The organism is Pseudomonas putida (genome assembly GCF_009883635.2).
GTDB classification, from domain to species: domain Bacteria; phylum Pseudomonadota; class Gammaproteobacteria; order Pseudomonadales; family Pseudomonadaceae; genus Aquipseudomonas; species Aquipseudomonas putida_W.
Genome location: NZ_CP026115.2, coordinates 5,832,488 through 5,859,178, shown reverse-complemented (window position 1 = coordinate 5,859,178; position 26,691 = coordinate 5,832,488). Strand labels below are relative to the sequence as shown.

Annotated in this window: 22 protein-coding genes; 12 read left to right on the top strand and 10 right to left on the bottom strand. The window is 64.1% G+C overall.

From position 1 onward, the window contains the following. Positions 1-62: 62 nt before the first annotated feature. The 5 genes from C2H86_RS26660 (at position 63) to C2H86_RS26640 (ending at position 5,172) form a co-directional block, all read left to right on the top strand. Positions 63-1,052, top strand: a complete 990-nt coding sequence (locus C2H86_RS26660) for a LacI family DNA-binding transcriptional regulator (protein WP_430738567.1) — start codon at positions 63-65, stop codon at positions 1,050-1,052. A gap of 66 nt (positions 1,053-1,118) precedes the next feature. Next, the gene (locus C2H86_RS26655) at positions 1,119-1,898 is read left to right on the top strand and encodes a sugar phosphate isomerase/epimerase family protein (RefSeq protein ID WP_159410632.1); all 780 of its coding nucleotides are present in this window, start codon (positions 1,119-1,121) and stop codon (positions 1,896-1,898) included. Then, a complete protein-coding gene (locus tag C2H86_RS26650) occupies positions 1,891-2,841 on the top strand; it encodes a sugar kinase (RefSeq protein WP_159410631.1) in 951 nt (316 codons plus the stop codon). Before C2H86_RS26655 ends, C2H86_RS26650 begins: the two co-directional genes overlap by 8 nt. Before the next feature lie 63 nt (positions 2,842-2,904). Then, positions 2,905-4,197 carry an MFS transporter gene (locus C2H86_RS26645; RefSeq protein WP_159410630.1) on the top strand — a complete coding sequence of 431 codons (1,293 nt, stop codon included), beginning with the start codon at positions 2,905-2,907 and terminating at the stop codon, positions 4,195-4,197. 9 nt (positions 4,198-4,206) lie between these two features. Next, complete coding sequence (locus tag C2H86_RS26640; protein WP_159410629.1) at positions 4,207-5,172, top strand: 2-hydroxyacid dehydrogenase; 966 nt, start codon at positions 4,207-4,209, stop codon at positions 5,170-5,172. Positions 5,173-5,260: 88 nt separating this feature from the next. Here C2H86_RS26640 and cprA read toward each other — a convergent pair whose 3' ends face one another. The 5 genes from cprA to C2H86_RS26615 form a co-directional block, all read right to left on the bottom strand. Beyond that, the gene (cprA, locus tag C2H86_RS26635; RefSeq protein WP_159410628.1) at positions 5,261-6,409 is read right to left on the bottom strand and encodes a cationic peptide resistance protein CprA; all 1,149 of its coding nucleotides are present in this window, start codon (positions 6,407-6,409) and stop codon (positions 5,261-5,263) included. Positions 6,410-6,703: 294 nt separating this feature from the next. Continuing rightward, positions 6,704-8,323: a BCCT family transporter gene (locus C2H86_RS26630; protein ID WP_159410627.1), complete on the bottom strand. Its 1,620-nt coding sequence runs from the start codon at positions 8,321-8,323 to the stop codon at positions 6,704-6,706. An 83-nt stretch (positions 8,324-8,406) separates the two neighbouring features. Further along, the gene (locus tag C2H86_RS26625) at positions 8,407-9,543 is read right to left on the bottom strand and encodes a hybrid-cluster NAD(P)-dependent oxidoreductase (protein WP_159410626.1); all 1,137 of its coding nucleotides are present in this window, start codon (positions 9,541-9,543) and stop codon (positions 8,407-8,409) included. A gap of 4 nt (positions 9,544-9,547) precedes the next feature. Beyond that, positions 9,548-10,804, bottom strand: a complete 1,257-nt coding sequence (locus tag C2H86_RS26620) for an aromatic ring-hydroxylating oxygenase subunit alpha (RefSeq protein WP_159410625.1) — start codon at positions 10,802-10,804, stop codon at positions 9,548-9,550. A gap of 115 nt (positions 10,805-10,919) precedes the next feature. Next, positions 10,920-11,849 carry a LysR substrate-binding domain-containing protein gene (locus C2H86_RS26615; protein WP_159410624.1) on the bottom strand — a complete coding sequence of 310 codons (930 nt, stop codon included), beginning with the start codon at positions 11,847-11,849 and terminating at the stop codon, positions 10,920-10,922. Positions 11,850-12,165: 316 nt separating this feature from the next. On the opposite strand from C2H86_RS26615, the gene C2H86_RS26610 reads away from it, so the two are divergent. The 5 genes from C2H86_RS26610 to C2H86_RS26590 all read left to right on the top strand — a co-directional run bounded on the left by C2H86_RS26610 (position 12,166) and on the right by C2H86_RS26590 (position 17,056). Continuing rightward, a complete protein-coding gene (locus C2H86_RS26610; RefSeq protein ID WP_275898220.1) occupies positions 12,166-13,044 on the top strand; it encodes a quaternary amine ABC transporter ATP-binding protein in 879 nt (292 codons plus the stop codon). A 21-nt stretch (positions 13,045-13,065) separates the two neighbouring features. Next, positions 13,066-14,019, top strand: a complete 954-nt coding sequence (proW, locus tag C2H86_RS26605; RefSeq protein WP_159410623.1) for a glycine betaine/L-proline ABC transporter permease ProW — start codon at positions 13,066-13,068, stop codon at positions 14,017-14,019. 58 nt (positions 14,020-14,077) lie between these two features. Next, positions 14,078-15,106 carry a glycine betaine/L-proline ABC transporter substrate-binding protein ProX gene (gene proX, locus C2H86_RS26600; RefSeq protein ID WP_159410622.1) on the top strand — a complete coding sequence of 343 codons (1,029 nt, stop codon included), beginning with the start codon at positions 14,078-14,080 and terminating at the stop codon, positions 15,104-15,106. A gap of 22 nt (positions 15,107-15,128) precedes the next feature. Continuing rightward, positions 15,129-16,163, top strand: coding sequence for a GlxA family transcriptional regulator (locus tag C2H86_RS26595; protein WP_159410621.1), 1,035 nt, complete (start codon positions 15,129-15,131; stop codon positions 16,161-16,163). A gap of 521 nt (positions 16,164-16,684) precedes the next feature. Continuing rightward, positions 16,685-17,056, top strand: coding sequence for a hypothetical protein (locus C2H86_RS26590; RefSeq protein ID WP_159410620.1), 372 nt, complete (start codon positions 16,685-16,687; stop codon positions 17,054-17,056). A 45-nt stretch (positions 17,057-17,101) separates the two neighbouring features. Here C2H86_RS26590 and C2H86_RS26585 read toward each other — a convergent pair whose 3' ends face one another. Both C2H86_RS26585 and C2H86_RS26580 read right to left on the bottom strand, forming a co-directional pair. Next, positions 17,102-18,289, bottom strand: a complete 1,188-nt coding sequence (locus tag C2H86_RS26585; RefSeq protein ID WP_205524576.1) for an MFS transporter — start codon at positions 18,287-18,289, stop codon at positions 17,102-17,104. 362 nt (positions 18,290-18,651) lie between these two features. Then, on the bottom strand, positions 18,652-20,025 hold the full coding sequence (locus C2H86_RS26580; protein WP_159410619.1) for an APC family permease: 1,374 nt from the start codon (positions 20,023-20,025) through the stop codon (positions 18,652-18,654). A gap of 267 nt (positions 20,026-20,292) precedes the next feature. Between C2H86_RS26580 and C2H86_RS26575 the strand changes: the two genes are divergently transcribed. Then, positions 20,293-21,786, top strand: a complete 1,494-nt coding sequence (locus tag C2H86_RS26575) for an aldehyde dehydrogenase (protein ID WP_159410618.1) — start codon at positions 20,293-20,295, stop codon at positions 21,784-21,786. 299 nt (positions 21,787-22,085) lie between these two features. Here C2H86_RS26575 and C2H86_RS26570 read toward each other — a convergent pair whose 3' ends face one another. Genes C2H86_RS26570 through C2H86_RS26560 form a run of 3 tightly spaced genes read right to left on the bottom strand, consistent with a single transcriptional unit; the run spans position 22,086 to position 25,615 of the window. Next, positions 22,086-23,651, bottom strand: coding sequence for a DHA2 family efflux MFS transporter permease subunit (locus C2H86_RS26570; protein WP_159410617.1), 1,566 nt, complete (start codon positions 23,649-23,651; stop codon positions 22,086-22,088). Then, the gene (locus tag C2H86_RS26565; RefSeq protein ID WP_159410616.1) at positions 23,648-24,784 is read right to left on the bottom strand and encodes an HlyD family secretion protein; all 1,137 of its coding nucleotides are present in this window, start codon (positions 24,782-24,784) and stop codon (positions 23,648-23,650) included. Before C2H86_RS26565 ends, C2H86_RS26570 begins: the two co-directional genes overlap by 4 nt. Before the next feature lie 39 nt (positions 24,785-24,823). After that, entirely contained in the window at positions 24,824-25,615 is a 792-nt protein-coding gene (locus C2H86_RS26560; RefSeq protein ID WP_159410615.1) for an SDR family NAD(P)-dependent oxidoreductase, read from the bottom strand. Positions 25,616-25,732: 117 nt separating this feature from the next. Here C2H86_RS26560 and C2H86_RS26555 point away from each other — a divergent pair, with 117 nt between their 5' ends. Continuing rightward, a complete protein-coding gene (locus tag C2H86_RS26555; protein ID WP_159410614.1) occupies positions 25,733-26,674 on the top strand; it encodes a GlxA family transcriptional regulator in 942 nt (313 codons plus the stop codon). Positions 26,675-26,691: the final 17 nt, after the last annotated feature.

Here is a 26,691-nt window from a genome sequence, read left to right as displayed (position 1 = left end):
GTCACCGACAACAATCACAAGGGGCCCGCAATGACCGATTCACCCTCCACCCCCGCGAGCGGGTGACCATCAGCGAAGTGGCACGTGTGGCCGGTGTGTCCAAGGCCACGGTCTCGCGCTACATCGGCGGTGATCGCCAGCTATTGGCCGACACCACTGCCAAGCGCCTGGAAGAAGTCATCGAGCGCCTGGGTTACCGGCCCAACCAGATGGCCCGCGGCCTCAAGCGTGGCCAGACACGCCTGATCGGCATGCTCGTGGCCGACATTCTCAACCCCTATTCAGTGGCCGTGATGCACGGCGTGGAAACCGCCTGCCGCCAGCACGGCTACAGCCTGGTGGTGTGCAACACCAACCGCGACGACGAGCAGGAACGCCACCACCTGACGGCCCTGCAGTCCTACAACGTCGAAGGGCTGATCGTGAACACCCTCGGCCGCCACCCCGGCGAACTGCTCAACCTGCAGCGCGACATCCCCATGGTGCTGGTCGACCGGCAACTGCCGGAGCTCAAGGTCGACCTGGTCGGCCTGGACAATGCCGATGCCATCGAGCAGGCGCTGGACCACCTGCAGGCGCAAGGTTACCGCGACATTCTCGCGGTCACCGAACCGCTGGATGGCACCAGCTCGCGCCTGGAGCGGGTGCAGGCCTTTACCGCGTCGATCAGCAACCGCAACGGCATGCGCCAGCAACTGCTGGAAGTCGATGCGGGTCTGCCGGCCAAGCTCGGCGCCTTCCTGGCCAGCAAGGGCCATGGCCCGCAGGCAATCTTCACCTTCAACGGCGTGGCCACCCTGGCGGTTACCCGCGTGTTGCACGATTCGGGCTGCAAACTGTTCAGCGAAGTGGGCCTGATCGCCCTCGACGAACTGGACTGGTACCCCCTGGTCGGCAGCGGCATCACCGCACTGGCCCAGCCCACAGAGCGCATCGGCGTGGCCGCGTTCGAGTGCCTGCTCGAACGCCTGCGCGGTAGCAACGACGCACCTCGACGCATCGATTTCAAGGCACAGCTGATCACCCGAGGTTCCACTCAAGCACAGGAATAACCTGCGGGCAGCAAGGTCGCCCGCATGCAATCAAAAAATGAAACCGGTTTCATAAGGACAAGAACAATGCACGCGAACCCCGTTTCCATCAGCCTCTCCAGCTACGGCGCCAGCCTTGTGCGGCAACGTGGCCAGGGGAGTTTTGTCGAACTGCTGGCGGCAGCCGGCGTCAGTCGAATCGAGCTGCGCGAAGAGTTGTTCGACGAAGCGCCCGACACTGTCGCGCTTTGCGCAGCGATCGCAGCCTCAGGCCTGGAGTGCCTGTATTCCTCGCCGCTGGAGCTGTGGACGGCGCAAGGCGAGCCAGACCCGCAGCTGTCTGCGAAGCTCTCGCTGGCCAAGGCCCTTGGCGCCGTGGCGCTGAAGGTTTCACTTGGGCATTACCATGAGCAATGCGATGTCGCTGCCTTGCAGGCACTGCTGCGCGAGGGTGATCCTGTGCTGTTGGTGGAGAATGACCAGACCCCACAAGGTGGGCGCATCGAGCCACTGCTGCGGTTCTTCCAGCATGCCCAGGGCTGGGCGCTGCCGCTGGGCATGACCTTCGACATTGGCAACTGGCAATGGCAGAGCGAATCCGCGTTGCAGGCCGCTCGCCAGCTCGGCCGCTGGGTGCGCTACGTGCACTGCAAGGCCGTGCAGCAAGGTGCAGATGGCCGCTTGCACGCCGTACCGCCGAAAGCTGGCGACCTGTTGGCCTGGGAAGCGCTGTTCGACGAATTCAGCCCCGGGCTGGTACGTGCAGTCGAATACCCGTTGGTAAGCGATGACTTGTTGGCGCTGACCCGTGCCCAGGTGCACAACCTGGCGCGGCTGGGTCTGGGCGAGGAGGTGAGCCATGCTTGAGCATGACGTGCTGTGTTTCGGCGAAACCATGGCCATGTTTGTCGCCGAGCACAGCGGTGACCTGGCCAGCGTCGGCACCTTCGGCAAACGTATCGCCGGCGCCGACAGCAATGTGGCCATCGGCCTGGCCCGGCTGGGCTTTCGCGTGCGCTGGCTGAGCCGGGTGGGCGATGACTCGCTGGGGCGTTTCGTGCTCGCCAGCCTGCGCCAGGAAGGCCTGGATTGCAGCCGTGTCGAAGTCGATGGCAGTCGCCCGACCGGCTTTCAGCTGAAAAGCCGCTGCGATGATGGCAGCGACCCGGTGGTGGAGTACTTCCGCAGCGACTCCGCCGCCAGCCGCCTTTCCACCGCGATGCTCGAGCCGACGCTGCTGCAGGCCCGCCACCTGCATGCCACGGGCATTCCGCCGGCGCTGTCGGCCAGCTGCCGGGCATTGTCCCATGCCCTGATCGATGGCATGCGCGAGGCCGGGCGCAGTATTTCCTTCGACCCGAACCTGCGCCCGTCGCTGTGGCCCGACCGTGCGACCATGGTCCGTGAAATCAACGCTCTGGCCGTGAAGGCCCACTGGGTCCTGCCCGGCCTGGAGGAAGGCCGTTTGCTCACTGGGCAGCACACCCCCGCCGACATCGCCGCCTTCTACCTCGACCAGGGGGTGGAGCACGTGGTGATCAAGCTGGGCGATGCGGGTGCCTACTACCGCAATGGCCATGGTGCGGGGCAGGTCGCTCCGGTGCCGGTGGCCCAGGTGGTGGACACCGTGGGTGCCGGCGATGCCTTTGCCGTCGGTGTGGTCAGCGCGCTGCTCGAAGGCTGCCCGCTGGCCGACGCGGTGGCGCGCGGCAACTGGTGCGGCAGCCGCGCCGTGCAATCGCGTGGCGACATGGAAGGCCTGCCACACCGTCACCAACTCCACGCGCACGAACTGCGCAGAAGTGCCTGAACCGCTGAACGCCGGCTTGCCGGCCCTGTTGCGACAAAAACAACAAGCTCAGGAGAACGTTTCATGCAATCAACCCGCCTCGCACCACGCCGCTGGTGGTACATCATCCCGATCGTCTTCATCACTTACAGCCTGGCCTACCTGGACCGCGCCAACTATGGCTTTGCCGCGGCCTCGGGGATGGCCGACGACTTGAAGATCACGCCCGTGCTGTCCTCGCTGCTGGGGGCGTTGTTCTTCCTCGGTTACTTCTTCTTCCAGGTGCCCGGGGCGATCTACGCCGAAAAGCGCAGCGTGAAGAAGTTGATCTTCGTCAGCCTGATCCTCTGGGGTGGCCTGGCGACCCTGACCGGGATGATCAGTAACGTCTACCTGCTGATCGCCATCCGCTTCCTGCTCGGCGTGGTGGAAGCCGCGGTGATGCCGGCCATGCTGGTGTACCTGTGCCACTGGTTCACCCGCGCCGAGCGCTCGCGGGCCAACACCTTCCTGATGCTTGGCAACCCGGTGACCATCCTGTGGATGTCGGTGGTGTCGGGTTACCTGATCAAGCACTTCGACTGGCGCTGGATGTTCATCATCGAAGGCCTGCCGGCGGTGCTCTGGGCCTTCATCTGGTGGCGCCTGGTGGATGACCGGCCGGCCCAGGTGAAATGGCTCAGCGAACAGGAAAAGGCCAGCCTGCAGCAGGCCCTGGCGGCCGAACAGCAAGGCATCAAGCCGGTGAAGAACTACCGCGAGGCGTTCCGCTCGCCACAAGTGATCGTGCTGTCGCTGCAGTACTTCTGCTGGAGCATCGGTGTGTACGGCTTCGTGCTGTGGCTGCCGTCGATCCTCAAGCAGGCGGCCAATGTCGATATCGTCGAGGCCGGCTGGCTGGCGTCGGTGCCGTACATGGCGGCGGTGCTGGGCATGGTCGGGGTGTCCTGGGCGTCGGACCGGCTGCAGAAGCGCAAGCGCTTCGTCTGGCCACCGTTGTTGATCGCCGCCGTGGCGTTCTATGGCTCCTACGCACTGGGTACCGAGCATTTCTGGCTGTCCTACACGCTGCTGGTGATTGCCGGTGCGTGCATGTATGCACCTTATGGCCCGTTCTTCGCCATCGTGCCGGAGATCTTGCCGAGCAACGTGGCCGGTGGCGCCATGGCGCTGATCAACAGCATGGGCGCGCTGGGTTCGTTCGGGGGCTCGTGGCTGGTGGGCTATCTGAACGGCGCCACGGGCGGCCCGGGTGCCTCATACCTGTTCATGTCGGGGGCGCTGCTGACCGCAGTGGCGCTGACCGCCGTACTGAAAACCTCTCAGACCTCAGGCCGTGCCAAGCGCGGCGGCCCACGCCTGGCCATGAGCCAATAGGAAGCAGCCATGAAGAAACGCATTGTCTTGTACAAACGCCTGTCCGACGCCTTGCTGGCCAGGCTGGAAGAACAGGTAGAGGTGACTTGGGTGGACACCGGAGCCACGGATGGCCTGGCGCGTTTGCGCGACGCCTTGCCAGGCGCCCATGGCCTGCTGGGCGCCAGCCTGCGCCTGGACAGCGAGCTGCTTGACCTGGCACCGCAGCTGGAGGTGATTTCCAGCGTCTCGGTGGGGGTCGACAACTACGACATTGCCGACCTGACACGACGCGGGGTAATGCTGACCAACACCCCTGACGTACTCACCGAGACCACCGCCGATACCGGCTTCGCCCTGATCCTGGCCACCGCGCGACGGGTGGTGGAGCTGGCCGGCTGGGTGCGTGAGGGGCAATGGCAGGCGAGCCTTGGGCCGGCGCATTTCGGTACCGATGTGCATGGCAAGACCTTGGGCATCGTCGGCATGGGGCGTATTGGCGAAGCGTTGGCCCGGCGCGGCTCGGCCGGGTTCGGCATGCGTGTGCTGTACCACAGTTCGCGGGCCAAGCCCGAGGTGGAGGCGCGTTATGCAGCGCGTTACTGCAGCCTGGAGGCGTTGCTGGCCGAGGCGGACTACGTATGCCTGACAGTGCCGCTCAGTGCCAGCACCGAGGGGCTGATCGGCGCCCGCGAGTTGGGGTTGATGAAGCCCGAGGCGATACTGGTGAACATTGCCCGTGGACGGGTGGTGGATGAAGCCGCGTTGATCGAGGCGCTGCAGCAGAAGCGGATTCGCGGGGCAGGGCTGGATGTGTTCGTGCAGGAGCCGCTGGCTGCCGATTCGCCGCTGTTGCAGCTGGACAATGTGGTGGCGACGCCGCATATCGGCTCTGCAACCCATGAAACGCGGGAGGCCATGGCGCGTTGTGCAGTGGACAATCTGCTAAGCGCCCTGGTAGGCCAACGTCCGCCGAACCTGGTCAACCCGATATAACAGCAAACTAGGACCCTGTGGGAGCCGCGCTTGCCGGCGATGGGCTGCAAGCGCGGCTCCCACAGGGTTATGTGCGAACCTCAAGCGCTTACTTGAAATCCCACTGCATCTGGGTCGCAATGCTCACCCCGCTGGACGACTTCACACACACATCCAGGTAATCGGTAAAGCGCGGCGGCACGGCGATGCCTTCCTCAAGCAGGCGGCTGTTATCGAACAGGTAGTTGAGATCGGCAAAGCCGCTGTACAGGCGCAGGGCGCGCAGCACAAGGCGCGGGTTGGCCGGGCCGATGCGCGCTTCGAAATCCTGCGCCAGGCTTTTCAGGTCATCGACATCGACCCTGCGGTAGCGCTCGCCAACCGGCTGCGCGCCATTGGCATGGGCGAAGGCCTGGTCGATCTCGCCAAAGGTGCAGGCGGCCTGATGGCCAGCCGAGATGTGGTACAGGTTGTGCTCCAGGCGCGGCTTGAGGGTGAGGCCGATCAGCGCTTCGGCGCAGTAGTCGACCGGGATAACGTCGATCTGCTCATCCAGCTCGCAGGTGAAGCTCTCCAGCGCGAAGCCCATGCGGAACACCCAGAAGATGCTGGCCGATGCCTGGCAACCGAGGGTGCGGTGGCCCACCACGATGGACGGGCGCGCCACCACCAGCGGCAGTTGCGGCAGCTGCTCGCTCATCCGCCGCTCGATCTCGGCCTTGGATGCGGTGTAGTCGACCAGCTGCTGCTCGGCCGCCGGGAACTCCCACGATTCGCTGATCGGCGATTCGCGCTGCGGGCCGCAGCTCATCGCCGTGCCCACGTGCAGGAAGCGCTTGAGGCGCGTCGAGCGGCTCATCACCTCGGCGAAGGCGTAGGTACCTTCGACGTTGACCGGCCAGATGTTCGGGTTCTTCGAGAACGAGGCCACCGCCGCACAGTTGATCACCCGGTCGATCTGCATCAGCCGTGGCGTCGCGTCGGCCAACCAACGAGTATCGAGGAAGTCGCCGCACAGGATCTGCTCGGCGCGCAACGCCAGGCAGTCCTGCTCGTCAACGCCGTGTTGGCGCAGGTTGTCGCGCAGGCGTTCGAGGCCTTGCTGCTGGCTGTCGGCGCGCACCAGGAAACATAGGTTGGCGCTGCGGCCTCTGGCAATCAATTGGGCAGTTACCGAGCCACCGAGAAAACCGGTGGCGCCAGTCAGCAGCATATGTTCGTGCAGATCGAAGTTGATGTGTGGGGCAGGCGCGTTCATAAACTTCCTCTGAAAAGTTTATTGGCGTGGATCGAGGTTTTAGCTCGTGCCTGGAGCGCGCAGGGACTGGCGTTCAGCTCGGAGCGGGGCGATTGTCAGGGCGTTGGGAGGGAAGTTGCAATTAACGAAATGCGGGTTTCATATGAAACAAAAGTTAATGAAAGTTTCAGCTTTCATTAATTAAATGATGCGCACCGCAAAGATGCCAGAGTGTTTGTTGTCAGCAAGTGAGATGAATGTGAAAAATACCTTCGGCCTCTGAGGGGGCAGGTAGACCTGCCCCTCGAGAGACCATTATCCAGTGGTCAGTTCGCTGGCCAAGGGCTCAGGCGCGATAGCTGGCGCAAACACCTGCTCATTGCTGCGCAAGCTGCGCATCAGGCTGTACCCGGTCAGCAGCATGTAGAGGGCAATCGGCAGGCCGACCACGATGCTGGCCATCTGGATTGCCAGCAAGCCCCCGGCAATCACCAGGCTGGCCGCAATCGCGCCTTCCAGCACGCACCACAGCACGCGTATCCAGTTGGGCGGGTCGATGCTGCCCAGCGAGTTGAGCATGCACAGCACCTGGGTACCGGCATCGGCTGCGGTCACGAAGTGCACCGCCAGCAGCAAGCAGATGATCACGCTTAGCACTGCGCCCAGGGTCGGGCCGTCGAGGCGGTCGAGCAGGGTGAACATCGCCGTGGTGGTTTCCTTGCGCGTGGCTTCGAGAATCGGCCCGCCCTGGAAGGCACCGGCAGCGGTCTGTTCGGCGACCGGCAGCTTCTCGTAGGCGTGGCGCACCTGTTGTTCATCCTTCAACGCAGTGCCGCCGAACACCGCCATCCACAGGATGGTCACCACAGTTGGCACCAACAGCGCGCCGAACACCAGTTCGCGAATGGTCCGGCCACGGGAAATACGCGCGATGAACAGGCCCACGAACGGCCCCCAGGTCATCCACCACGGCCAGTAGAAGGCGGTCCAGCTCTTCTGCCAGGCACTGTCGGCCTGGGCATCGGTCCAGAAGCTCATGCCGATGATGTTCTGCGCGTAGTCGCCGGCCGATTCGAACAGCAGGTTCATGATGTAGTTGGTCGGGCCCAGGCCCAGCACCACCAGCATCAGGCCCAGGGAAATCCACATGTTCAGGGTCGACAGGCGCTTCATGCCCTTGGACACCCCGGCCAGCAGCGAGATCGAGGCAATCACCGTGACCACGGCGATGATGCTCAGCTTGAACGACAGGCTGACCGGGGTGCCGAACACCTGGTGCATGCCCATGTTGATCTGCTCGACGCCCAGCCCCAGCGACTGCGAAACCCCGAACGCGGTCACCGCGCCACCGATGATGTCGACGGCATGGCCGATCGGCCCGTAGATGCGGTTGCCGATGATCGGGTAGAGGATCGAGCGCAGCGCCAGCGGCAGGCCTTCGCGGTAGGCGAAGTAGGCCAGGCCCAGGCCGATCACGGTAAAGATCGCCCACGGGTGCAGGCCCCAGTGCAGCAAGGTGATGCGCATGGCCATCGACGCCGCCTGGTCGGTCAGGCCTGGGGTGAACGGGTTGCTGGCATAGTGCAGGACGGGTTCGGCAACCGACCAGAAGATCAGCCCCACGCCCATGCCGGCACTGAACAGCATGGCGATCCAGGCGGCGAAGCTGAATTCCGGCTTTTCGTCGGGGCGGCCGAGTTTCAAGGTGCCGTGGCGGCTGAAGGCGATGTACACCAGCACCCCGAGGATGCCGCTGACCAGCGCCAGGTAGAACCATTTGAGGTGGTCGAGGATGGCGTCGGAGGCGCCCTTGAACACCCCCGCGGCCTGGTCGCCGTGGGCGGCGCAGAGCACCACGAAGGCCACGACAATCGAGAGGGACCCTACCGTCACGGTAGGGTTGAGGCCTTTGAAAAGGCCTTGTTTTGCACGCATCGGCTCTATCCTTTTTATTGTTGCAGGCGGGCGCTCGAGCGGCCCGCCTGGCTGCGTTGCTGGTGTTGCAGTGTGCTAGCTGTTCAGAGGTCGATCACCAGGTCTGAAGTGGGGCGGCTGCAGCACAGCAGGCGCAGGCCTTTGTCGATCTCGCGCTGGCGGATGCCGCCGTTGTGGTTCATCTCGACGCTGCCTTCGAGCACGGCGGTCTTGCAGGTGCCGCAGACGCCTTGACTGCAGGAGGAGGGGACCACCGCACCGGCCTTCTTGGCGGCGGCCAGGACCGTCTGGTCGGCGCCCATGGTGAAGGTCCTGCCGGAACGGGCCAGGCGCACGGTGAAGGTATCCAGGGCCTGGCCGGGAGTAGCGGGTTCGGGCTCCGCTTGCACCTCGGCGCTGATGTCGAAGCTTTCCTGGTGATAGCGCGCCAGGTCGAAGCCGGCGTCGGTTAGCAGGCCTTTGGCCGCATCCATGTAGCCTTTGGGCCCGCAGGTGAACACCGCGCGTTCCATGAAGTCGGGGATCTGCTGCTGCAGCACCTCCAGCGACAGGCGCCCGAGCGGCCCGGCCCAGTCCGGCTCGTCACCCAGGCTTTCGCAGAAGAACAGCGTGCGCAGGCGCGGCATGCTGCGCTCAAGGCGTGCCAGTTCGTCGCGGAAGATGATGTCCTTGGGGGTGCGCGCGCTGTGCACGAAGACGATGTCGAGGTCCGCGTGCAGGTCGGCGGCGGCGCGGGTCATGGCCATCAGCGGAGTGATGCCGGAGCCGGCCGACAGGTACAGCAGTTTGCGCGCCGGGCCGGCCACCGGGGTGAAGATGCCCGCCGGGCCGGAGGCCGCGAGGGCGCTGCCCGGCTGCAGGTTGTCGTGCAGCCAGTTGGATACCACGCCGCCCGGCACCCGCTTGACCGTGATCGAGAAGGTGAACGGCCGGGTTGGCGTCGACGACAAGGTGTAACAGCGCGACACGCTGCTGCCGTCGATCACCGGCGACACGGTGAGGAACTGCCCGGGCTCGTAGGCCAGGGCGTGGTAATTCGGGCTGTGGAAGGTGAAGGTCTTGACGTCGTGCGTCTCGCTGACGACGTTCAGGCACTCGATGCGCTGGCTTTCGCCGCTGGCCCACTGGGCACCGTGGGCGGCCCAGTGGTCGGTGTCGGCGAAGCGCTGGTCAGCGCGCAGGCTGGCGATGTTCGCGGTGATGGTCTGCAGCACGCTCATGGCCTCACACTCCGTGCGCGGCGAGGCGCGAGGTGTACCAGCGGGCAAACTGGTCGACGTAGGGTTCGGTGAAGGTGGAGTAGGGACCGGGGACGAAGGCCGGGTCCTGGGTGCCGCTGTGGGTGATGGCGACCAGCGCGGCGTCCTGCTGGGTGGTGGCGACCCAGACTTCGGTCAGGCGCTGCAGATCGTAGTCGACCCCCTCCACGGCGTCGCGGTGCACCAACCACTTGGTGCGCACCAGGGTGCGGTCTGGCGATAGCGGGATGATCCAGCTGATCATGGCGTGGTCGCTCATCACGTGGGCCCAGGCGTTGTTGCCCCACAGGTGGGTATCGCCGAGGTCGCGACGGGTCAGGTTGCCCAGCAGCTTGCTGCAGGCGACCTTGGTGTCGAGGGTCTGCGATTCGCCGCTACCGGCAATGATCATGCGCTGGGTGCGGAACTGGGTGGGTGAGCTGTCCTGCAGATGCTCGACGGTTTCATACAGCAGGCCGTCGCTGGCCCAGTTGGCCTCGATGCCGGCCTTGCGGATCTGGTAGGCGTCGTAGGAGGCGCGGGCTTCCTCGCTCATTTCTTCGAGGCTGACGCCGAGGTCTTCGGACTGGTACGAGACGATCAGCTCCGGGTGGGTGCCGGCGCAGTGGTAGCACTCGCGGTTGTTTTCCATCACCAGCTTCCAGTTGCCGTTCTCGATGTAGTCGAGCTCAAAGGCAATGCGGGTGTTGGTCAGGTCGAAGGGGGCGAAGCGCGGGCCCATGACTTCTTCGAGGTCGCTGATATCGTCCGGCGGGTTGTCGGCCAGGCAGATCAGCACATGGCTGCCGATCACCTTGCAGTGCACCGGGATCAGGCTGCGGCACTTGGGGTCGAAGCCCTTGCCCATGTGGCTGGCGTGCTTGAGGCTGCCGTCCAGGTCGTAGGTCCACTGGTGGTAGGGGCAGACCAGCATGCCGACGGTGGACTTGCCCGGTTCCTTGAGGCGCGCACCGCGGTGGCGGCACACGTTGCGGTAGGCGCGGATCTGCTCGTCATCGTCGCGCAGGATCAGCACCGAGGCCTTGCCGATGTCCACGGTGAATACATCGCCCGGCTCATCGACATCTGCAGTAACGGCAACCTGGATCCAGTGCTTGTTGAAGAAGATATCCATATCCGTTTCGAAGATATCCTGGCGGCTGTACAACTCGCCATTCATGCCAAAACCGGGTTGGCGTGATTCAACAAGTTCGCGATGGGATTTGATTATCGGGCGGCTCATAGTTGACCTCGGGCACTCTTATTCTTTAATGACCAAACTGCTGGCGGCGATTATCGAAGTGCCCCGCTAGAGCGTCAATGCGCTTAATTTTCCACTTTGCATTACTTCAGGTTATTCAAAAACTGCCACTTTGCAGCCATTGCACCAATGCCGTCATGTGCGGGTTTTTCGGCCGGCCATGGGGCGCTACCAGGTAGTAGGCCTGCTCTGGGCGCACCGAGAAGGGCTGCAGGCGCACCAGCGCGCCGCTGGCCAGCAGGTGCTCGACCAGCCGGCCCCAGCCCAGGGCGATGCCATAACCCTGCAGTGCGGCGTTGATGGCATCGGTGTACAGGCTGCAGCGCAGGTTGTATTGCAGTGCGCCAGGGGCGCCGCCTTTTTCGCGGAACCAGCTCGGCCAGGCAACCCAGCCCTCGGAGGTGGAGTCTGCATCCAGCAGCCCTGCGACAGCCAGTTCTTCCAGGCTGGTGGGCATGGGGTTGCGCGCCAGCCAGGCGGGCGAGCACACCGGGAAGACTTCTTCGTCGAACAGCAAGGTGGCCTCGCCATCGTCCCATTGGCCATCGCCAAAACGCACGTCGAGGTCGCAGTTGCGGGTGCGCAGGTCGCCGGTGAACATCTGCGTGGCCAGGCGCAGCTGCACCTGCGGCAGGGTGCTGGCCAGCTGATTCAGCCGCGGCATGATGCGCAGCTGGGAAAACGGCGCGGTCGAGCCCAGCACGATTTCCTGGCGGTTGCAGCCCTGGTTGATCTGGTCAAAGGCACTGGCCACCCGTTGCAACGACTCGGAAATGCTGGCGAACAAGATGTCGCCAGCATCGGTCAGGCTGATGTTGCGGTGCGCACGGTGGAACAGCAGCGCGCCGAGGTTCTCTTCGAGCACCTTGACCTGCTTGCTGACCGCCGCCTGGGTCACGCCCAGCTCGGTGGCGGCCAGGGTGAAGCTGTTGAGCCGGGCCACGGCCTCGAACTGCAGCAACGCTGTCATCGACGGGATGATGCGGCGGTAGCCCTTGTGTTTCTGGGCGCCTGATGGGTTGTTCATGGTCGTCCGAATCTTGTTGTTGTATGCAGCGCACGGGCAGGGCGCCCCTGAGCCAGATGATGAGCAGGGCCAAGGGCTGCGGATATTACGGTTATGACAATAAATAGGATGCCGTGGCGCGACGGGCTGCCAGGGGCGGGGCTTTATAATACAAATTGACACAGATATACAATGCACCTACCGAGGGGCGCGTTACATTGGCAAAAAACAAGTTTGCCTCGCTCGCCATTGCGGGCCGCCTGCCAATCCAGGTACGCATCTAACTGACGATGCGCTGCCGCTCATAATTGGTCATAAATATAATAATGAGGGTCATATGTACCAAGGCGATGAAATACTCTCGGTAAATAATATCTACAAAGTGTTCGGCAATAACCCGGACATGGCCATGGAGATGCTGCGCAACGGTGCCGACAAGCACGAAATCTTCAGCAAGACCGGCCATGTCGTCGGCGTGTTCGATGCAAGCTTTTCCGTCAAGCGTGGCGAGATCTTCGTCATCATGGGCCTGTCCGGTTCGGGCAAGTCGACCATGGTGCGGCTGTTCAACCGCCTGATCGAACCCACCTCCGGCAGCATCCACCTCAACGGCAAGGAAATCACCGGGCTCTCCGACAAAGCCCTGCTCGATGTGCGCCGCAAGGAAATGGGCATGGTGTTCCAGTCCTTCGCCCTGATGCCGCACATGAGCGTGCTGGAAAACACCGCCTTTGGCCTCGAAATCGCAGGTGTGCCCGAAGCCGAGCGCCACAGCCGTGCCCGGGAAGCACTGAGCCAGGTGGGCCTGGCCGGCCACGAGCACAGCTACCCGCACCAGCTCTCCGGCGGCATGCAGCAGCGCGTGGGCCTGGCCCGGGCGTTGGCCAACGACCCGACGATCCTGCTGATGGACGAGGCGTTTTCCGCCCTCGATCCACTGATCCGCAGCGAAATGCAAGGCGAACTGATGCGCCTGCAGGCCGAGCAGCAGCGCACCATCATCTTCATTTCCCACGACATCGAAGAAGCCATCCGCATCGGCCATCGCATCGCGATCATGGAAGGCGGGCGGGTGGTGCAGATCGGCACCCCGCAGGAGCTGATCAACCAGCCGGCGAACGACTACGTGCGCAGCTTCTTCAAGAGCTTCAACAGCCGCTGCCAATGTTCGGTGCTGGCGAAGAACGCGCCGTTGCAGTCCGTGAGCCGCCATTAAAAGAACAAGAGGCAAGCCCCCGTGTCCGAATTCAGTCTGCTCGACCCGTTCCAGGCGGCCGTAATCCCCTTGGGGGATTGGGTTACCGCAACACTCAACTTTCTCGTCCAGCATTTTCGCGAGGTGTTCCGCGCCATCCGCTGGCCGATCGACCAGGTGCTCAATGGCATCGAGTTCACCTTGCAGAGCATTCCGCCGACCCTTGGCATCCTCCTTTCGTCGCTGCTCGGCTGGCAGCTGGCGGGCAAGCGCATGGCGCTGCTGTGCTTCGTCACCCTGACCCTGCTGGGGTTGATCGGGGTCTGGGCAGAGTCGATGACCACCCTGGCGCTGGTGCTGACCTCGGTGTTCTTCTGTGCGGTGATCGGCATCCCGCTGGGCATCGTCTGCGCACGCAGCAACCGCCTGGAAAGCATCATCCGGCCGTTGCTCGACGCCATGCAGACCCTGCCGGCGTTCGTCTACCTGGTACCGGTGGTGATGCTGTTCGGCATCGGTAACGTACCGGGCGTGCTGGTGACCATCGTCTTCGCGCTGCCACCGCTGGTGCGCCTGACCAACCTTGGCATCCGCCAGGTGCCTGAGGACAAGATCGAAGCCGCCCGCGCCTTTGGCTGCACGCCGCGGCAGATGCTGACCCGCGTGCAGCTGCCGCTGGCCACCTCGACCATCATGGCCGGCCTCAACCAGACCCTGATGCTGTCGCTGTCGATGGTGGTGATCGCCTCGATGATCTCGGTGGGCGGCCTGGGCCAGATGGTGCTGCGCGGCATCGGCCGCCTGGACATGGGCCTGGCCACCGTCGGCGGCGTCGGCCTGGTGCTGCTGGCGATCTTCCTCGACCGCCTGACCCAGGCCATGGGCGCCCGCACCAGCGCCGACCCCAGCCTGCGCTGGTACCACACCGGGCCAGTGGGCGTGATACTGCTCCTGTGCGGCGCGGCGCAACCGCAAGGGCGGCGCAAGACCGCCTGACTTAACCCCGTTCTATCTGCCGCATCCCGAAACAACAACCAGAAGAAGGTACGCGAAGATGTCCGAGTTCAAGTTCCCCCGCCGTTTCCTGCAAGCCACCTGCGCCGTGGCGCTGGGCCTGGCCTGCCTGCATGCCGGCGCCTCGACCGACAAACCGGGTGAAGGGGTGAAGATCACCCCGGCATTCCCCACCGTGGACGAAGAGCGCTTCCGCGGCGAAGTGGCCATCGAGGGCCTGCGCGAGCTGGGCTACAACGTGCAGAAACCCAAGGAAACCGAATACGCCACGATGATCCTGGCGGTCGGCTACGGCGATGCAGATTTCAGCGTCAACCTGTGGGACAAGCTGCACGCCAGCTTCTACCAGAAGGCCGGCGGCGACCAGAACATGGTCAAGGTCGGTGACATCCTGCCTGGTGTGCTGCAGGGCTACCTGATCGACAAGAAAACCGCCGACCAGTACCACATCAAGTACATCACCGACCTGAAGAAACCCGAGATCGCCAAGCTGTTCGACACCGATGGCGACGGCAAGGCCGACATGACCGGCTGCAACCCGGGCTGGGGCTGCGAGCTGGTGATCGCCCACCAGATGAAAGCCTACGACCTGGAAAACAGCATCCACGTCAATCAGGGCTCGTACTTCGCGCTGATGGCCGACACCATCACCCGCTTCAAGGAAGGCAAGCCGGTGTTCTATTACACCTGGATGCCGCAGTGGGTGGCCGGCGTGCTGGTCGAGGGGCGCGACGTGGTCTGGCTGGAGGTGCCGAAAACCGACCTGCCGGGCGGCGACAACAGCGTCGATACGCTGTACCAGGGCAAGAACCTCGGTTTCGCACTGGACAAGATCGAGGCGGTGATCAACCGCGACTTCGCCGAAAAGAACCCGGCAGCCGTGAAGTTCCTGTCGCTGATGCAGATCCCGGCGGCCGACGAGAGCGCGCAGAACCTGAAGATGCAGCACGGCGAGAAGTCCTACGCCGACATCCAGCGCCACACCCAGGAATGGATCGCCGCCCACCGCCAGGCCTTCGATGGCTGGTTGCAGGCAGCACGCGCTGCGGCGATGCAGGCCAGCAACTAACCCACCCAAGCAGAGCAGAACCATGAACCAGCCAGTCGTCAGTCCTCTCAAAAGCCGCAGCTTCGCCCACCTGGCGCCGGATCACCGCCTCGCCACCGGCGCGGCCTTGCGACGGGTCGGCTTCGTGCTGCTGGAGCAGTTCTCGATGATGACGCTGACCAGCGCCATGGACACCCTGGCTGCCGCCAACCAGGTCAGCGTCAAGCCGCTGTTCGAGTTCGTGATGATCGGTGACAGCGCGCAGGTGCGCAGCGACTCGGGCATCGTCATTGCCGTCGACCAGACCCTCGCCGACCTGGAGGCGCGCAGCCTGGACTTTCTGTTCGTCTGTGGTGGTTTTCGCGTGCCGCTCAAGCGCAACCCGCGCCTGCGCGGCAAGCTGCGCGAAGCCGACAGCCACGGCTGCCTGCTGGGTGGCTTGTGGAATGGTGCCTATTTCATCGCCGAGGCGGGCCTGCTCGACGACCATGACTGCGCCTGCCATGTGGAGGGGCGGGCGCTGATGGGCGAGCTGTTCCCGGGGGTGCGCATCAGCCGTGCCGGCCACGTGCTGGACCGCCGGCGCCTGAGCTGCGCCGGTGCCAGCAGTGCGCTGGAGATGATGCTGGAACTGCTGGCCGGCCGTTATGGCAAGAGCTTGCTCGACGGCGTGGAGCAGATCGTCGCCGCCGACAAGCCCGCACCGGCGCTGCCCAGGGTGGCGCCGCCGTTTCGGGTCGGCTTGCCGCAGAACCTCAACGAAGCCATCGAGCTGATGAGCAGCAACATCGAAGAGCCGATTGCCATCGACGAGATCGCCCGGCATGTGAAACTGTCGCGCCGCCAGCTGGAGCGCTCGTTCCGCCAGCATGTGCAATCGACGCCGCTGACCTTCTACCTGGAGCTGCGCCTGGGGCATGCGCGGCAGTTGCTGCAGCACACCGACAAGCCGATGTCGGAAATTGCCGTTGCCAGCGGCTTCACCAGCTTCTCGTACTTCTATCGGCGCTTTCACAATTTCTTCGCCATGCCGCCGCGCAAGTACCGGGCGATGAGCCGGGACTGGGCGGTACATTGACCAGGCGCCTATCCTGTTGGCAGTGGACGACCATCAGGAGCAGGCATGAATCGAAACGAGCTGCGCAAGGCGCAATGGTAATCGTGAGATCAGGGGCTGGGTAGGGTTGATTCTGGGGGTGTTCGCCTTGGCCTTTCTGGCGCCTAGGAGATCGAGCGCCGCCCGCGCGGCGCATCGCGAGCTGCGCTCGCTCCTACGTTTGTTTCCGGCCAGTTATTCCTGTGGGATTTGCGCGCGAACGCCTTGGCGCATGCCTCGATATTGCGTCGTACCAACAAGGCGGTCGCGCGCGTCTGCCCCAGGCGTTACTGGCCAAAAACAAACGTAGGAGCGAGCGCAGCTCGCGATGCGCCGCGCGGGCGGCGCTCGATTCATGCCACGCTGAAAATCTCAAGGCAGGCCCTAGGCAACCACCACAAACCCCAGGGAAAATTTATTTTCCCGGCAATGCCACTTTTTCGCCATCACGACACTCCCACCCTTACGAGCTATCTCTTTCGGATGGTGGGAGTGCCAGAAAAATGCCGCTGACGTTTACGCCACAACAGCAGTTGAGAACTTGCGCGATGCAGGTGCTGTGCCCGCGGGCGGGCGAATTGTTCGCACGGATGAATGAAGCCCTGTCGGAAAACCCGGCGGCTTGCGAGCGTGAAGCGCTCTCGGAGACGCTGTTGGCGCGCATCGAAGACATGGTGGCCAACAAACCCCAGGCGATGGCTTTCTTTGCCTATCAGTTGCATGCCTGGAGCAACGAGGGCTACCTGCCGCCGCACAGCGTCACGGCGTTATATATGGTGGGCAAGGCATTGCACGGCAGTGCGGGGGAGGAGGTGGAGCTCGCGCCGTCGACCAGGGTTTCGCTGGAGCGCTTGCTGGGCGTTGCCCAGCGCTAGCACCGACCCCGTCGCGGGAAGCCCGCGAAGAGGCCGGTGAGGCAGTCAGTGCCCGCCTTTCATTCGGCGCGCCACCAAGTAGATCAGCAACCCCGCCAGTGCCGTTGCAGCACCGATGTAGCCGGTACTGGTCCAGCCCAGGCCGGCGCTGATGGCCATTCCACCGAACCACGGCCCTAGGGCGTTGGCGAGGTTGAAGGCAGCATGGTTGGACGCAGCCGCCAGGCTTGGCGCCTCGTGGGCGATATCCATCAGGCGGATCTGCAGCGGCGCGGCCAGGGCGATCATGGTGCCGACGAGGCCGATCCCCAACAGCACCGACCACAGCGCATGGGCGGCGAAGCTGAAGAACAGCAACACGGCCGCCGACCACACCAGGACGATGCCCACGGCACGGAACTGCAGGCGGTCGAAAAGCTTGCCACCGGCGATGTTGCCGATGATGCCGCCAGCGCCGAACGCGGCCAGGCCGAAGGGGATCCACTCCGGCGCCACTTGGGTCACCTGCAGCATGGTCGGCGCCAGGTAACTGAACACACAGAACATCCCGGCAAAGCCGATCGCGGCAATGCCAAGCGCCATCCACACCTGGGGCAGGGTAAAGGCTTGCAGTTCCTTGCGCGGGTCGCTGCGCGGCTCGTCATGAGGCTGCGGTACATAACGCCAGACCAGCGCAATGGTGCACAGGGCGATGGCGCCGACCAGGATGAACGCCGAACGCCAGCCAAAGAACTGGCCGAGGAAGGTTGCCACCGGGTTGCCCAGCAGCATCGCCAGGGTCAGGCCCATCATCACCCGCGCCACGGCGCCGGCACGCTGGTTGCTCGGCACCATGCTCGACGCTACAACCGCGGCGATGCCGAAGTAGGCACCATGGGGCAGGCCGCTGATGAAGCGGAAGGCGACCATGCTGGTGAACGACGGGGCAAAGGCGGTGGCCAGGTTGCCGATGGCATACAGCGCCATCAGCAACAGCAGCATGTGCTTGCGCAGCAGCTTGGCACCGAGGATGGCCAGGGTCGGCGCGCCGACCACCACGCCCAGCGCGTAGGCGCTGATGGCATGGCCGACTTGCGGCTCGCTCAATTGCAGGTTGGTGGCGATATCGGGCATCAGGCCCATGATGGCGAACTCGCCGGTGCCGATGGCGAAGCTGCCGAGCGCCATGGCAGCTTCCATCTTGCCGACGCCGCCCTTGGATGCGGCGAGCGGCGGTAATTCCTGAACAGACATTATGGTCCCTTGTGAAACATACTGAAACGTTTAACGAGGGATCATACCAGTTGGGGGATTGGTTGGGTGCGATGGGTAGGACGATAACCTTGTAGCGCCTGTGAGATCGAGCGCCGCCCGCGCGGCGCATCGCGAGCTGCGCTCGCTCCTACGTTTGTTGTTGGCCAGTAACGCCTGTGACAGGCGCGCGCGACCGCCTTGATGGTAAGACGCGGTATATAGACAGGCACCAAGGGATTCGCGCGCAAACCCCACAGGAATAATTGGCCCGAAGCAAACGTAGGAGCGAGCGCAGCTCGCGATGCGCCGCGCGGGCGGCGCTCGATCGCACAGGCGCCAAAAAACTCAAGGCGTGCACCCGATCACTCGGCCATCTGCAGTTCCGGCAACTTCACCCGGAAGGCCTTGGTCAGCCCGAGCAGGCAGAGGAACCCCACGCCCATCCAGCACAGGCCAATGGTGAAGGACATGCTCGACAGGCTGGTCCACAGCCAGATCGTGCTGAGGAACCCGAGTGCCGGAATGGCGCCGTACAGCAGGCAGTTGCGCATCCCTCGCAACTGCTGGTCCACCAGGTAGTGCTTGACCACCGCCAGGTTCACCGCCGAGAAGGCGAACAGGGCGCCGAAGCTGATCATGTTGGCCACGGTATCCAGGGTGATGAACAGCGCCACCAACGACAGCAGGCTGACCAGCATGATCGCCGTCGCCGGCACGCGCTTCTTCGTCACCAGCTGGCCAAACACCCGGGGCAGGGCGCCATCGCGGCCCATGGCGAACAGCACCCGCGACACGCTGGCCTGGGACACCATCGCCGAAGCGAAGCAGCCGGCCACATAGGTGGCGGTGAAGGCTGTCACCAGCATTTCGCCGCCGACCCGGCGCATCACGTCCACCGACGCCGAATCCGGGTCGGCGAAGCTGGCCCAGTCGGGGAAGACCATCTGCGCGCAGTACGACACCACCAGGAACAGCAGGCCACCGATTACCGATACCGCCATGATTGCCTGGGGAATGCGCTTGGTCGGGTTGCTGGTTTCTTCGGCCATGGTCGACACCGCGTCAAAACCGAGGAACGACAGGCACAGCACCGCCGCGCCGGTCATGATCAACGGCACGCTGAAGCCTTCGTGGTGGAACGGCGCCAGCAGCGAGACCGGCGCGGCCTGGCCACTCACATGGCGTACCGACAACGCGACGAACACCACGATGAACACCAGCTGTGCCACCACCAGGATCCAGTTGACCCGGGTGATCGACTCGATGCCGATCAGGTTGAGAAAGGTCACCAGGGCAATCGACCCGGCGACCCACACCCAGGCATGGATGGCCGGGAAATACTCGGACATGTAGATGCCGATCAGCAGGTAGCTGAGCAGCGGCAGGAAGATGTAGTCGAGCAGCAAGGTCCAGCCGGCGATAAAGCCGAAGTGGCTGCCGAAGGCCTTGCGCGTGTAGGTGTAGACCGAACCGGAGTAGGGATGGGCCTGGACCATGCGGCCGTAGCTGTAGGCGGTCAGCAGCATGGCGGCGAGGGTGAGGATGTAGGCGATGGGCAGGTGGCCCTTGGTCATCTGGGTGACCAGCCCGTAGGTGGTGAAGACGGCGAGCGGGACCATGTAGGCAAGGCCGAACAGCACCAGCGCAGTCATGCCCATGGATTTGCGGAATCGGCCGCAGGTGTTGCTGGGCGACACAGGATGCTGGGGTTGGGCTGTATTTGTTGTTGTATGCATTTGCTAACTCCTGAAATGGGATGCAGGAAGCCGCAGCAGGCGAGCGGGCTCGCTACTGGTGAGGAAGTCTGATCAGAGGTGTGGCTCAGGTGGGGCGGCTCGAATGCTCCCACACTCGGGCAGGCCTCGAAATCACCCTTTCGGGGGAGCAGTTTTTTCCTCTGCAAGGGGCAGAAAAAAGCTGGTTTCGCCGGGCCCGCGGCTGCGCCAAGAATGTTGGCCAGACCCATAACAAGCGGACCGCACGGACGGTCGTCAGGAGTGTGTATGTACGATCTCGGATACTGGCAACAGCGCGCGGCAGGCCTGAGCTTGCCAGACAAGGCCCTGATCGGTGGCCGCCAGCTCGGGGCCGCCAGCGGTGCAACGTTCGACGCCATCAATCCGGCAACCAATCAGGTCCTCGCCCGTGTCGCTGCTTGTGACCAGGCCGAAGTCGACCTCGCCGTCAGCACCGCGCGCAAGGCCTTCGAGCAAGGGCCGTGGCCGCGCATGGCACCCGTGGAGCGCAAGAAGGTGCTGCTGCGCCTGGCCGAGCTGATCATGGCCCACCGAGAAGAGCTGGCGCTGCTGGACTCGCTGAACATGGGCAAGCCGGTCATGGACGCCTACAACATCGACGTGCCGGGTTCGGCCCACGTCTTTGCCTGGTATGGCGAGGCGCTCGACAAGCTCTACGATCAAGTGGCGCCGACCGCGGCGAATGCCTTGGCCACCATCACCCGCGAAGCGCTGGGAGTGGTCGCGGCGGTGGTGCCGTGGAACTTCCCGCTCGACATGGCAGCCTGGAAGCTGGCCCCGGCGCTTGCGGCGGGCAACAGCGTGGTCCTCAAGCCCGCCGAGCAATCGCCGTTCTCGGCCCTGCGCCTGGCCGAGCTGGCGCTGGAAGCTGGCTTGCCGGAAGGGGTGCTCAACGTGGTCCCGGGCCTTGGCGAAACGGCGGGCCGTGCCCTGGGCCTGCACCCTGATGTGGACTGCCTGGTGTTCACCGGCTCAACCCAGGTGGGCAAGTACTTCATGCAGTACTCGGCGCAGTCCAACCTCAAGCAGGTGTGGCTGGAATGTGGCGGCAAGAGCCCGAACCTGGTGTTCGCCGACTGCCAGGACCTGGACCTGGCCGCCGAGAAGGCTGCCTTTGGCATCTTCTTCAACCAGGGTGAGGTGTGCTCGGCCAACTCGCGGCTGTATGTGCAGCGCTCGATCCACGATGAGTTCATCGAGCGCCTGCAGGCCAAGGCCCGCCAGTGGCTGCCAGGCAACCCGCTGGACCCGGCCAGCCGTGCCGGCGCCATCGTCGATGCCGAGCAGACCACGCGCATTGCCCGGGCCATCGGCCAGGCCCGCGAGGAGGGCGCACGCCTGGTCTGTGGCGGGCAACGCCTGACCATCGGTGGCTCGGACAATTTCATTGAACCGACCATCTTTGCCGGCGTCGACAACCGCATGAGCCTGGCCCGTGACGAGGTGTTCGGCCCGGTGTTGGCGGTCAGTGCGTTCGATACCGAGGAAGAGGCTATTCGCTTGGCCAATGACAGCATCTACGGCCTGGCGGCGTCGGTGTGGAGCGATGACCTGAACCGGGCGCACCGGGTTGCCCGTGCGCTCAAGGCGGGTACGGTGTCGGTGAACACGGTCGATGCGCTGGATGTGACGGTGCCGTTTGGCGGTGGCAAGCAGTCCGGGTTCGGTCGAGACTTGTCGTTGCATTCGTTTGACAAGTACTCGCAGTTGAAGACTACCTGGTATCAGCTGCGCGGCTGACAGGGGCCTGGCGCAAGATTTTCAGCGCCTGTGAGATCGAGCGCCGCCCGCGCGGCGCATCGCGAGCTTTGCTCGCTCCTACGTTTGTTTTTGGCCAGTTATGCCTGTGACAGGCGCGAGCGACCGCCTGGTTTGTACGACGCGATATCGCGCCATGCGCCAAGACGTTCGCGCGTAAATCCGACAGGATTAATTGGCCCGAAACAAACGTAGGAGCGAGCAAAGCTCGCGATGCGCCGCGCGGGCGGCGCTCGGTCTCATAGGCGCTACACCTTTAAAGACAGGCGCATGTGGCCATCTCAATGGCCATCGGCCGATGGTTGCCGCGGTGGCTGGACCTTGCGCATCAACGGCACCAGCAGCGTGGCGACCACGAAGCACACCATGATCACCAGGAAAGCATCGGCGTAGGTCATCGTCTGCGCTTCGCGCCAGGTCAATGCCCACAGCTGGTGCAGCGCAATCTGGCCAGCGTCCAGACTGTTCTGGCCCAGTGTCTGGGCGCTGTCGCTCCACTGTTCGAGCCTGCTATTCAAGGTTTCGTTGCGCACGTTCAGGTGCTCGGCCAAGCGCAGAAAGTGCAGGTTTGTCCGGTCATTGAGTATCGTGGCGCAGGCCGCGATGCCCAATGCGCCGCCCAGGTTGCGCATCAGGTTGAACAAGCCCGACGCAAGCTTAAGCCGTGCCGGCGACAGCGCACCCAGGGTCAGCGTGACCGTCGGCGGCACGGCCATCTGCTGGGCGAAGCCGCGAATGGCCTGGGGCAGCAGCAGCTCCCTGGCGCCCCAGTCATGGGTAATGGGCGAAAAGTCCCACATCGAGATGCCGAACAGCGCCAGGCCGAACATCAGGATCCAGCGCAAGTCCACCCGGTTGGCGAGAAAGGCGTACACCGGGATGGCCATGAGCTGGAACACGCCGGTGGAAAACACCGCCAGGCCGATATCCAGGGCACCGTAACCGCGCACACGGCCCAGGAACAATGGCGTCAGGTAGATCGTGGCGAATATCCCGATGCCGGTGATGAAGGAAAACAGGCAGCCCAGGGCAAAGTTGCGGTCGCGCAGGGCATGCAGGTCAACGATGGGCTGCGCGGCCTTCAGGCTGCGCCAGACGAACAGTACGCCGCACAGGCCTGCCAGCCAGGCCGTGGTGGCTATGGTGCGGTCGCTGAACCAGTTCCAGCGCGGGCCTTCTTCCAGGGTGTACTCCAGGCAACCCAGAAACACCGCCATCAAGGCCATTCCCAGGTAGTCGGCGCCTTTGAGCAACCCCAGGTCGGGCTGATCGACCTTGACCAGCATCGGTACGGCGAGGGTAACGAAAATGCCAGGCACCAGGTTGATGTAGAACAGCCAGTGCCAGGATGAAACATCGGTGATCCAGCCGCCGACCGCAGGCCCCAAGGTGGGCGCGAGCGAGGCGATGGCCCCGATCACCGAGGCGGCAATTACCCGTTGTGGGCCGCTGAAGTAGATGAACGCGGTGGTGAACACCAGCGGAATCATCGAACCACCCAAAAAGCCTTGCAGTGCGCGGAAAGCGATCATGCTCTGGATGTTCCAGGCCACCGCACACAACAGGCTGGTCAGGGTGAAGCCGGCGGCCGAGGCGGCGAACAACCAGCGCGTGCTCATCACCCGCGACAGCCAGCCGGAGAGCGGGATCACGATGATCTCGGCAATCAGGTAGGCCGTTTGTACCCAGGCAGTGTCATCTGCGCCTGCGGAAAGCCCACCGCCGATGTCCTTGAGCGAGGCCGAGACAATCTGGATATCGATCAAGGCAATGAACATGCCCACGCACATGCAGGCGAAGGCTGCGACCTTCTGGCGTGGGGTTAGGACCGGCAATTCGCTGCTCATTGCCGGTTTGCCGCTGCAAGGTCAGGCTGCGCCGCGCGCGGGGCTTTGGTGTTGATTTCGGCATACACCGAAAGGCCAGGGCGCAGGGCGCCGAAGTCAGCGTCGTCATCCGCCAGACGCACACGCACCGGCACGCGTTGCACGATCTTGGTGAAATTGCCGGTGGCATTCTCGGGCGGCAACACACTGAACTGCGCGCCGGTGGCCGGCGCGATGCTCTCGACGCGGCCGTGAAAGGTACGGCCTGGCAGGATATCGGCGGTGATGCTCACGACCTGGCCCACTTGCATGCGTGCCAGCTGGTCTTCCTTGAAGTTGGCGTCAACCCACAGCCCGTGGGCCGGTACCACCGAAATCAGTTGGCTACCGGCTGCGGCATAGGCGCCGACCTTGGCCCGGCGATTGCCGACATAGCCATCGACAGGTGCGCGCAGTTCGGTGTAGCCGACATTGAGCCGAGCCTGTTCCCGGTCCGCTTCGGCCTGGGCCAGGGCGGCACGGGTCTGCTGGCGCTGGGTGTCGATCACGGCCAGCTGCTGGCGTGCGGCCAGCAGGCCAGCTTGGGCGTGGACGCGGTCGGCCTGTGCGGTTTTCCAGGCGGTGTCGACGCGCTGGGCGCTTTGCACCGACACGGCCTGGCTTTGCACCAGGTTCTGATAGCGCACCCGGTCGTCCATGGCCCGTTGCGCCTCGGCGCTGCGGGCGTCGATCTGTGCTTTGGCCTGGCTGATGAGCGCCTGTTGCAGCAGTTCGACCGCGTCGAGATTGGCCAGCCGCGCATGCTGCGCCGCCACGGCGCCGTCAGCCTTTGCCAGGGCGGCGTTGTAGTCGCGCACGTCGATCCGCGCCAGCAGGTCTCCTGCCTTGACGAACTGGTTGTCGACCACCGCGACCTCGCTGATGTAGCCGGGGACCTTGGCGCTGATCACCGTCACCTCGGCGCCTACATAGGCATCGTCGGTGTCTTCGATGAATCGGCCGCTTGCCCACCAATGGTTCGCGTAAGCCGTGCCGGCGATGATCGCCAGAGCCAGGGCGCCCAGGCGCAGGACGGTGGCGCGGCCAATAGGTTTGCGGGGCGTGGTGTCGCTGTCAAGGCGCGTGCCGGGTTTGATGTCGACCTGAGCGTTCATGACGGTCAGTCCTCTGCTGGGCTTCGGAGAAACAGAGCCTCACGCCCTGTAGCGGGGCGCTGGCATGCGCAACGACAGCTGCGGCAACAGTTTCTGCCGTGCGGCCTCATAGGCGTCCAGGTCGGCGATATCCGGCAGCGCCGGCAGGGTGGCGAACTCGCCAAGGTCGAGGCCGACTAGCGCCGCATCGACCATGTCTTCCGCGGACATCACGATCTCGCCAGGCAGTTGTTCGACAGGTTTGCCAGAGGTGGCCCAGAAGTCGGTGGCCGTTGCCCCGGGCAGCACCACCTGGACCTGAACGCCGAGGTCCTTGAGTTCGCTGCGCAGCGACTGGCTGAAGGCGTAGACATAGGCCTTCGATGCGCCGTAGACGCCGTTGAGGACTTCCGGGGCGATGGCCACGACCGAGGCGATGTTGATCAACGTTCCACCGCCACGTGCCACCAGGCCCGGAATGGCGGCATAGGTCAGGCGGGTGAGCGCCTGCACGTTGAGTGCGAGCAAGTCATCCAGGGTGTCGATGTCGGACTCGAGCAGCGGCTGGATGGCCCCCATGCCCGCGTTGTTGACCAGCATCGTGATGCTGGCATCGGTGCGCAGGATATCTTCGACGCGCGACAGGCCGGCCGGGCTGCCAAGGTCTGCCACCACCACCTCGATGGAGCGCCCGGTGGCGTCGGTGAGGCGTTTGGCCAGTGCGTTGAGCGGGGCTTCGCTGCGGGCGACCAGGATCAGGTCGTAACCGCGATGGCTGAGCCGATCGGCATAGATCGCCCCGATGCCGGAAGATGCGCCCGTGATGAGTGCGGTACCCATTTGTTTGATCATGACTGTCTCCAGGGTTGCCCGTGCACGGCTTGTGCGCCGGTCTGGAGGACATGTTATGACCTTGTGGGCATGCCTCAAATGTCATATAAGACACCTTTTAGGACATGAGGCTCAGCCATGCACACGCTCGGTTTTGTCGTGCTTCCAGGCTTCCAGCTGATGGGGCTGACCGCGATCACGGCCTTCGAGATCGCCAACCTGACCCTGGGCAAGCCCGTGTATGAAGTGACCCTGCTGTCGGAAGACGGGGGGCTGGTGATGTCTTCGGCAGGTTTTCGCATCGAGACCCGCGCATTTGCCAGCGACCAGGTGTTCGATACCGTGATGTTCGGCTCCGGCACGTCGGTGATGCCGGTCACGCCCGGCCTTGCCAGCTTCGTGCGTGCATCGATGACATCTGCTCGCCGCGTTGCTGCGCCATGTGTCGGCGCCTTCGTCCTCGCCGAAAGCGGTGTGCTCGACGGCCGGCGGGCAACCACCCACTGGCTGTTTGCCAAGCGACTGCAGGACCGCTACCCCAAGGTCAAGGTCGAACCGGACCGGATCTACATCATCGACGGCCCGGTGTGGACCTCGGCAGGCATGACGGCAAGCATCGACCTGGCGCTGGCCATGATCGAGAAGGACCACGGGCTGGAAATCGCCCGCATCGTCGCGCGCAAGCTGGTGGTCTACCACCGCCGGGCCGGTGGGCAGTCGCAGTTTTCCGTGTTGCTGGACCTCGAGCCCAAGTCCGATCGCATTCAGAAGGCCCTGGATTACGCCCGGCGCAACTTGACCCGCGCCTTGAGCGTGGAGGAGCTGGCCGAGGTCTCGCACCTGAGCCCCCGGCAGTTCAGCCGCGCCTTCACCGCCGAGACCGGCCAGTCGCCGGCCAAGGCCGTGGAGCATCTGCGGGTGGAGGCGGCGCGGATGCTGCTCGAAGACAGTGCGCACCCCATCGAAGTCGTCGCCAGGGAGGCAGGCTTCGCCGACCGGGAGCGGATGAGGCGGGCGTTCCTGCGGACGATCGGCCAGACGCCGCAGATGATTCGGCGCAGCGGAACGGCAGTGGTGTAAACGGGCTACGCTGTTCA

Coding starts and splice junctions, on each gene's coding strand:
- C2H86_RS26655 (WP_159410632.1), top strand. CDS start 1,119: ATGCACGCGAACCCCGTTTCCATCAGCCTCTCCAGCTACGGCGCCAGC.
- C2H86_RS26610 (WP_275898220.1), top strand. CDS start 12,166: ATGTACCAAGGCGATGAAATACTCTCGGTAAATAATATCTACAAAGTG.
- C2H86_RS26585 (WP_205524576.1), bottom strand. CDS start 18,289: ATGTCTGTTCAGGAATTACCGCCGCTCGCCGCATCCAAGGGCGGCGTC.
- C2H86_RS26640 (WP_159410629.1), top strand. CDS start 4,207: ATGAAGAAACGCATTGTCTTGTACAAACGCCTGTCCGACGCCTTGCTG.
- C2H86_RS26595 (WP_159410621.1), top strand. CDS start 15,129: ATGAACCAGCCAGTCGTCAGTCCTCTCAAAAGCCGCAGCTTCGCCCAC.
- C2H86_RS26555 (WP_159410614.1), top strand. CDS start 25,733: ATGCACACGCTCGGTTTTGTCGTGCTTCCAGGCTTCCAGCTGATGGGG.
- C2H86_RS26650 (WP_159410631.1), top strand. CDS start 1,891: ATGCTTGAGCATGACGTGCTGTGTTTCGGCGAAACCATGGCCATGTTT.
- C2H86_RS26615 (WP_159410624.1), bottom strand. CDS start 11,849: ATGAACAACCCATCAGGCGCCCAGAAACACAAGGGCTACCGCCGCATC.
- C2H86_RS26625 (WP_159410626.1), bottom strand. CDS start 9,543: ATGAGCGTGCTGCAGACCATCACCGCGAACATCGCCAGCCTGCGCGCT.
- C2H86_RS26645 (WP_159410630.1), top strand. CDS start 2,905: ATGCAATCAACCCGCCTCGCACCACGCCGCTGGTGGTACATCATCCCG.
- C2H86_RS26575 (WP_159410618.1), top strand. CDS start 20,293: ATGTACGATCTCGGATACTGGCAACAGCGCGCGGCAGGCCTGAGCTTG.
- C2H86_RS26620 (WP_159410625.1), bottom strand. CDS start 10,804: ATGAGCCGCCCGATAATCAAATCCCATCGCGAACTTGTTGAATCACGC.
- C2H86_RS26590 (WP_159410620.1), top strand. CDS start 16,685: ATGCCGCTGACGTTTACGCCACAACAGCAGTTGAGAACTTGCGCGATG.
- C2H86_RS26565 (WP_159410616.1), bottom strand. CDS start 24,784: ATGAACGCTCAGGTCGACATCAAACCCGGCACGCGCCTTGACAGCGAC.
- cprA (WP_159410628.1), bottom strand. CDS start 6,409: ATGAACGCGCCTGCCCCACACATCAACTTCGATCTGCACGAACATATG.
- proX (WP_159410622.1), top strand. CDS start 14,078: ATGTCCGAGTTCAAGTTCCCCCGCCGTTTCCTGCAAGCCACCTGCGCC.
- C2H86_RS26580 (WP_159410619.1), bottom strand. CDS start 20,025: ATGCATACAACAACAAATACAGCCCAACCCCAGCATCCTGTGTCGCCC.
- C2H86_RS26570 (WP_159410617.1), bottom strand. CDS start 23,651: ATGAGCAGCGAATTGCCGGTCCTAACCCCACGCCAGAAGGTCGCAGCC.
- C2H86_RS26630 (WP_159410627.1), bottom strand. CDS start 8,323: ATGCGTGCAAAACAAGGCCTTTTCAAAGGCCTCAACCCTACCGTGACG.
- C2H86_RS26560 (WP_159410615.1), bottom strand. CDS start 25,615: ATGATCAAACAAATGGGTACCGCACTCATCACGGGCGCATCTTCCGGC.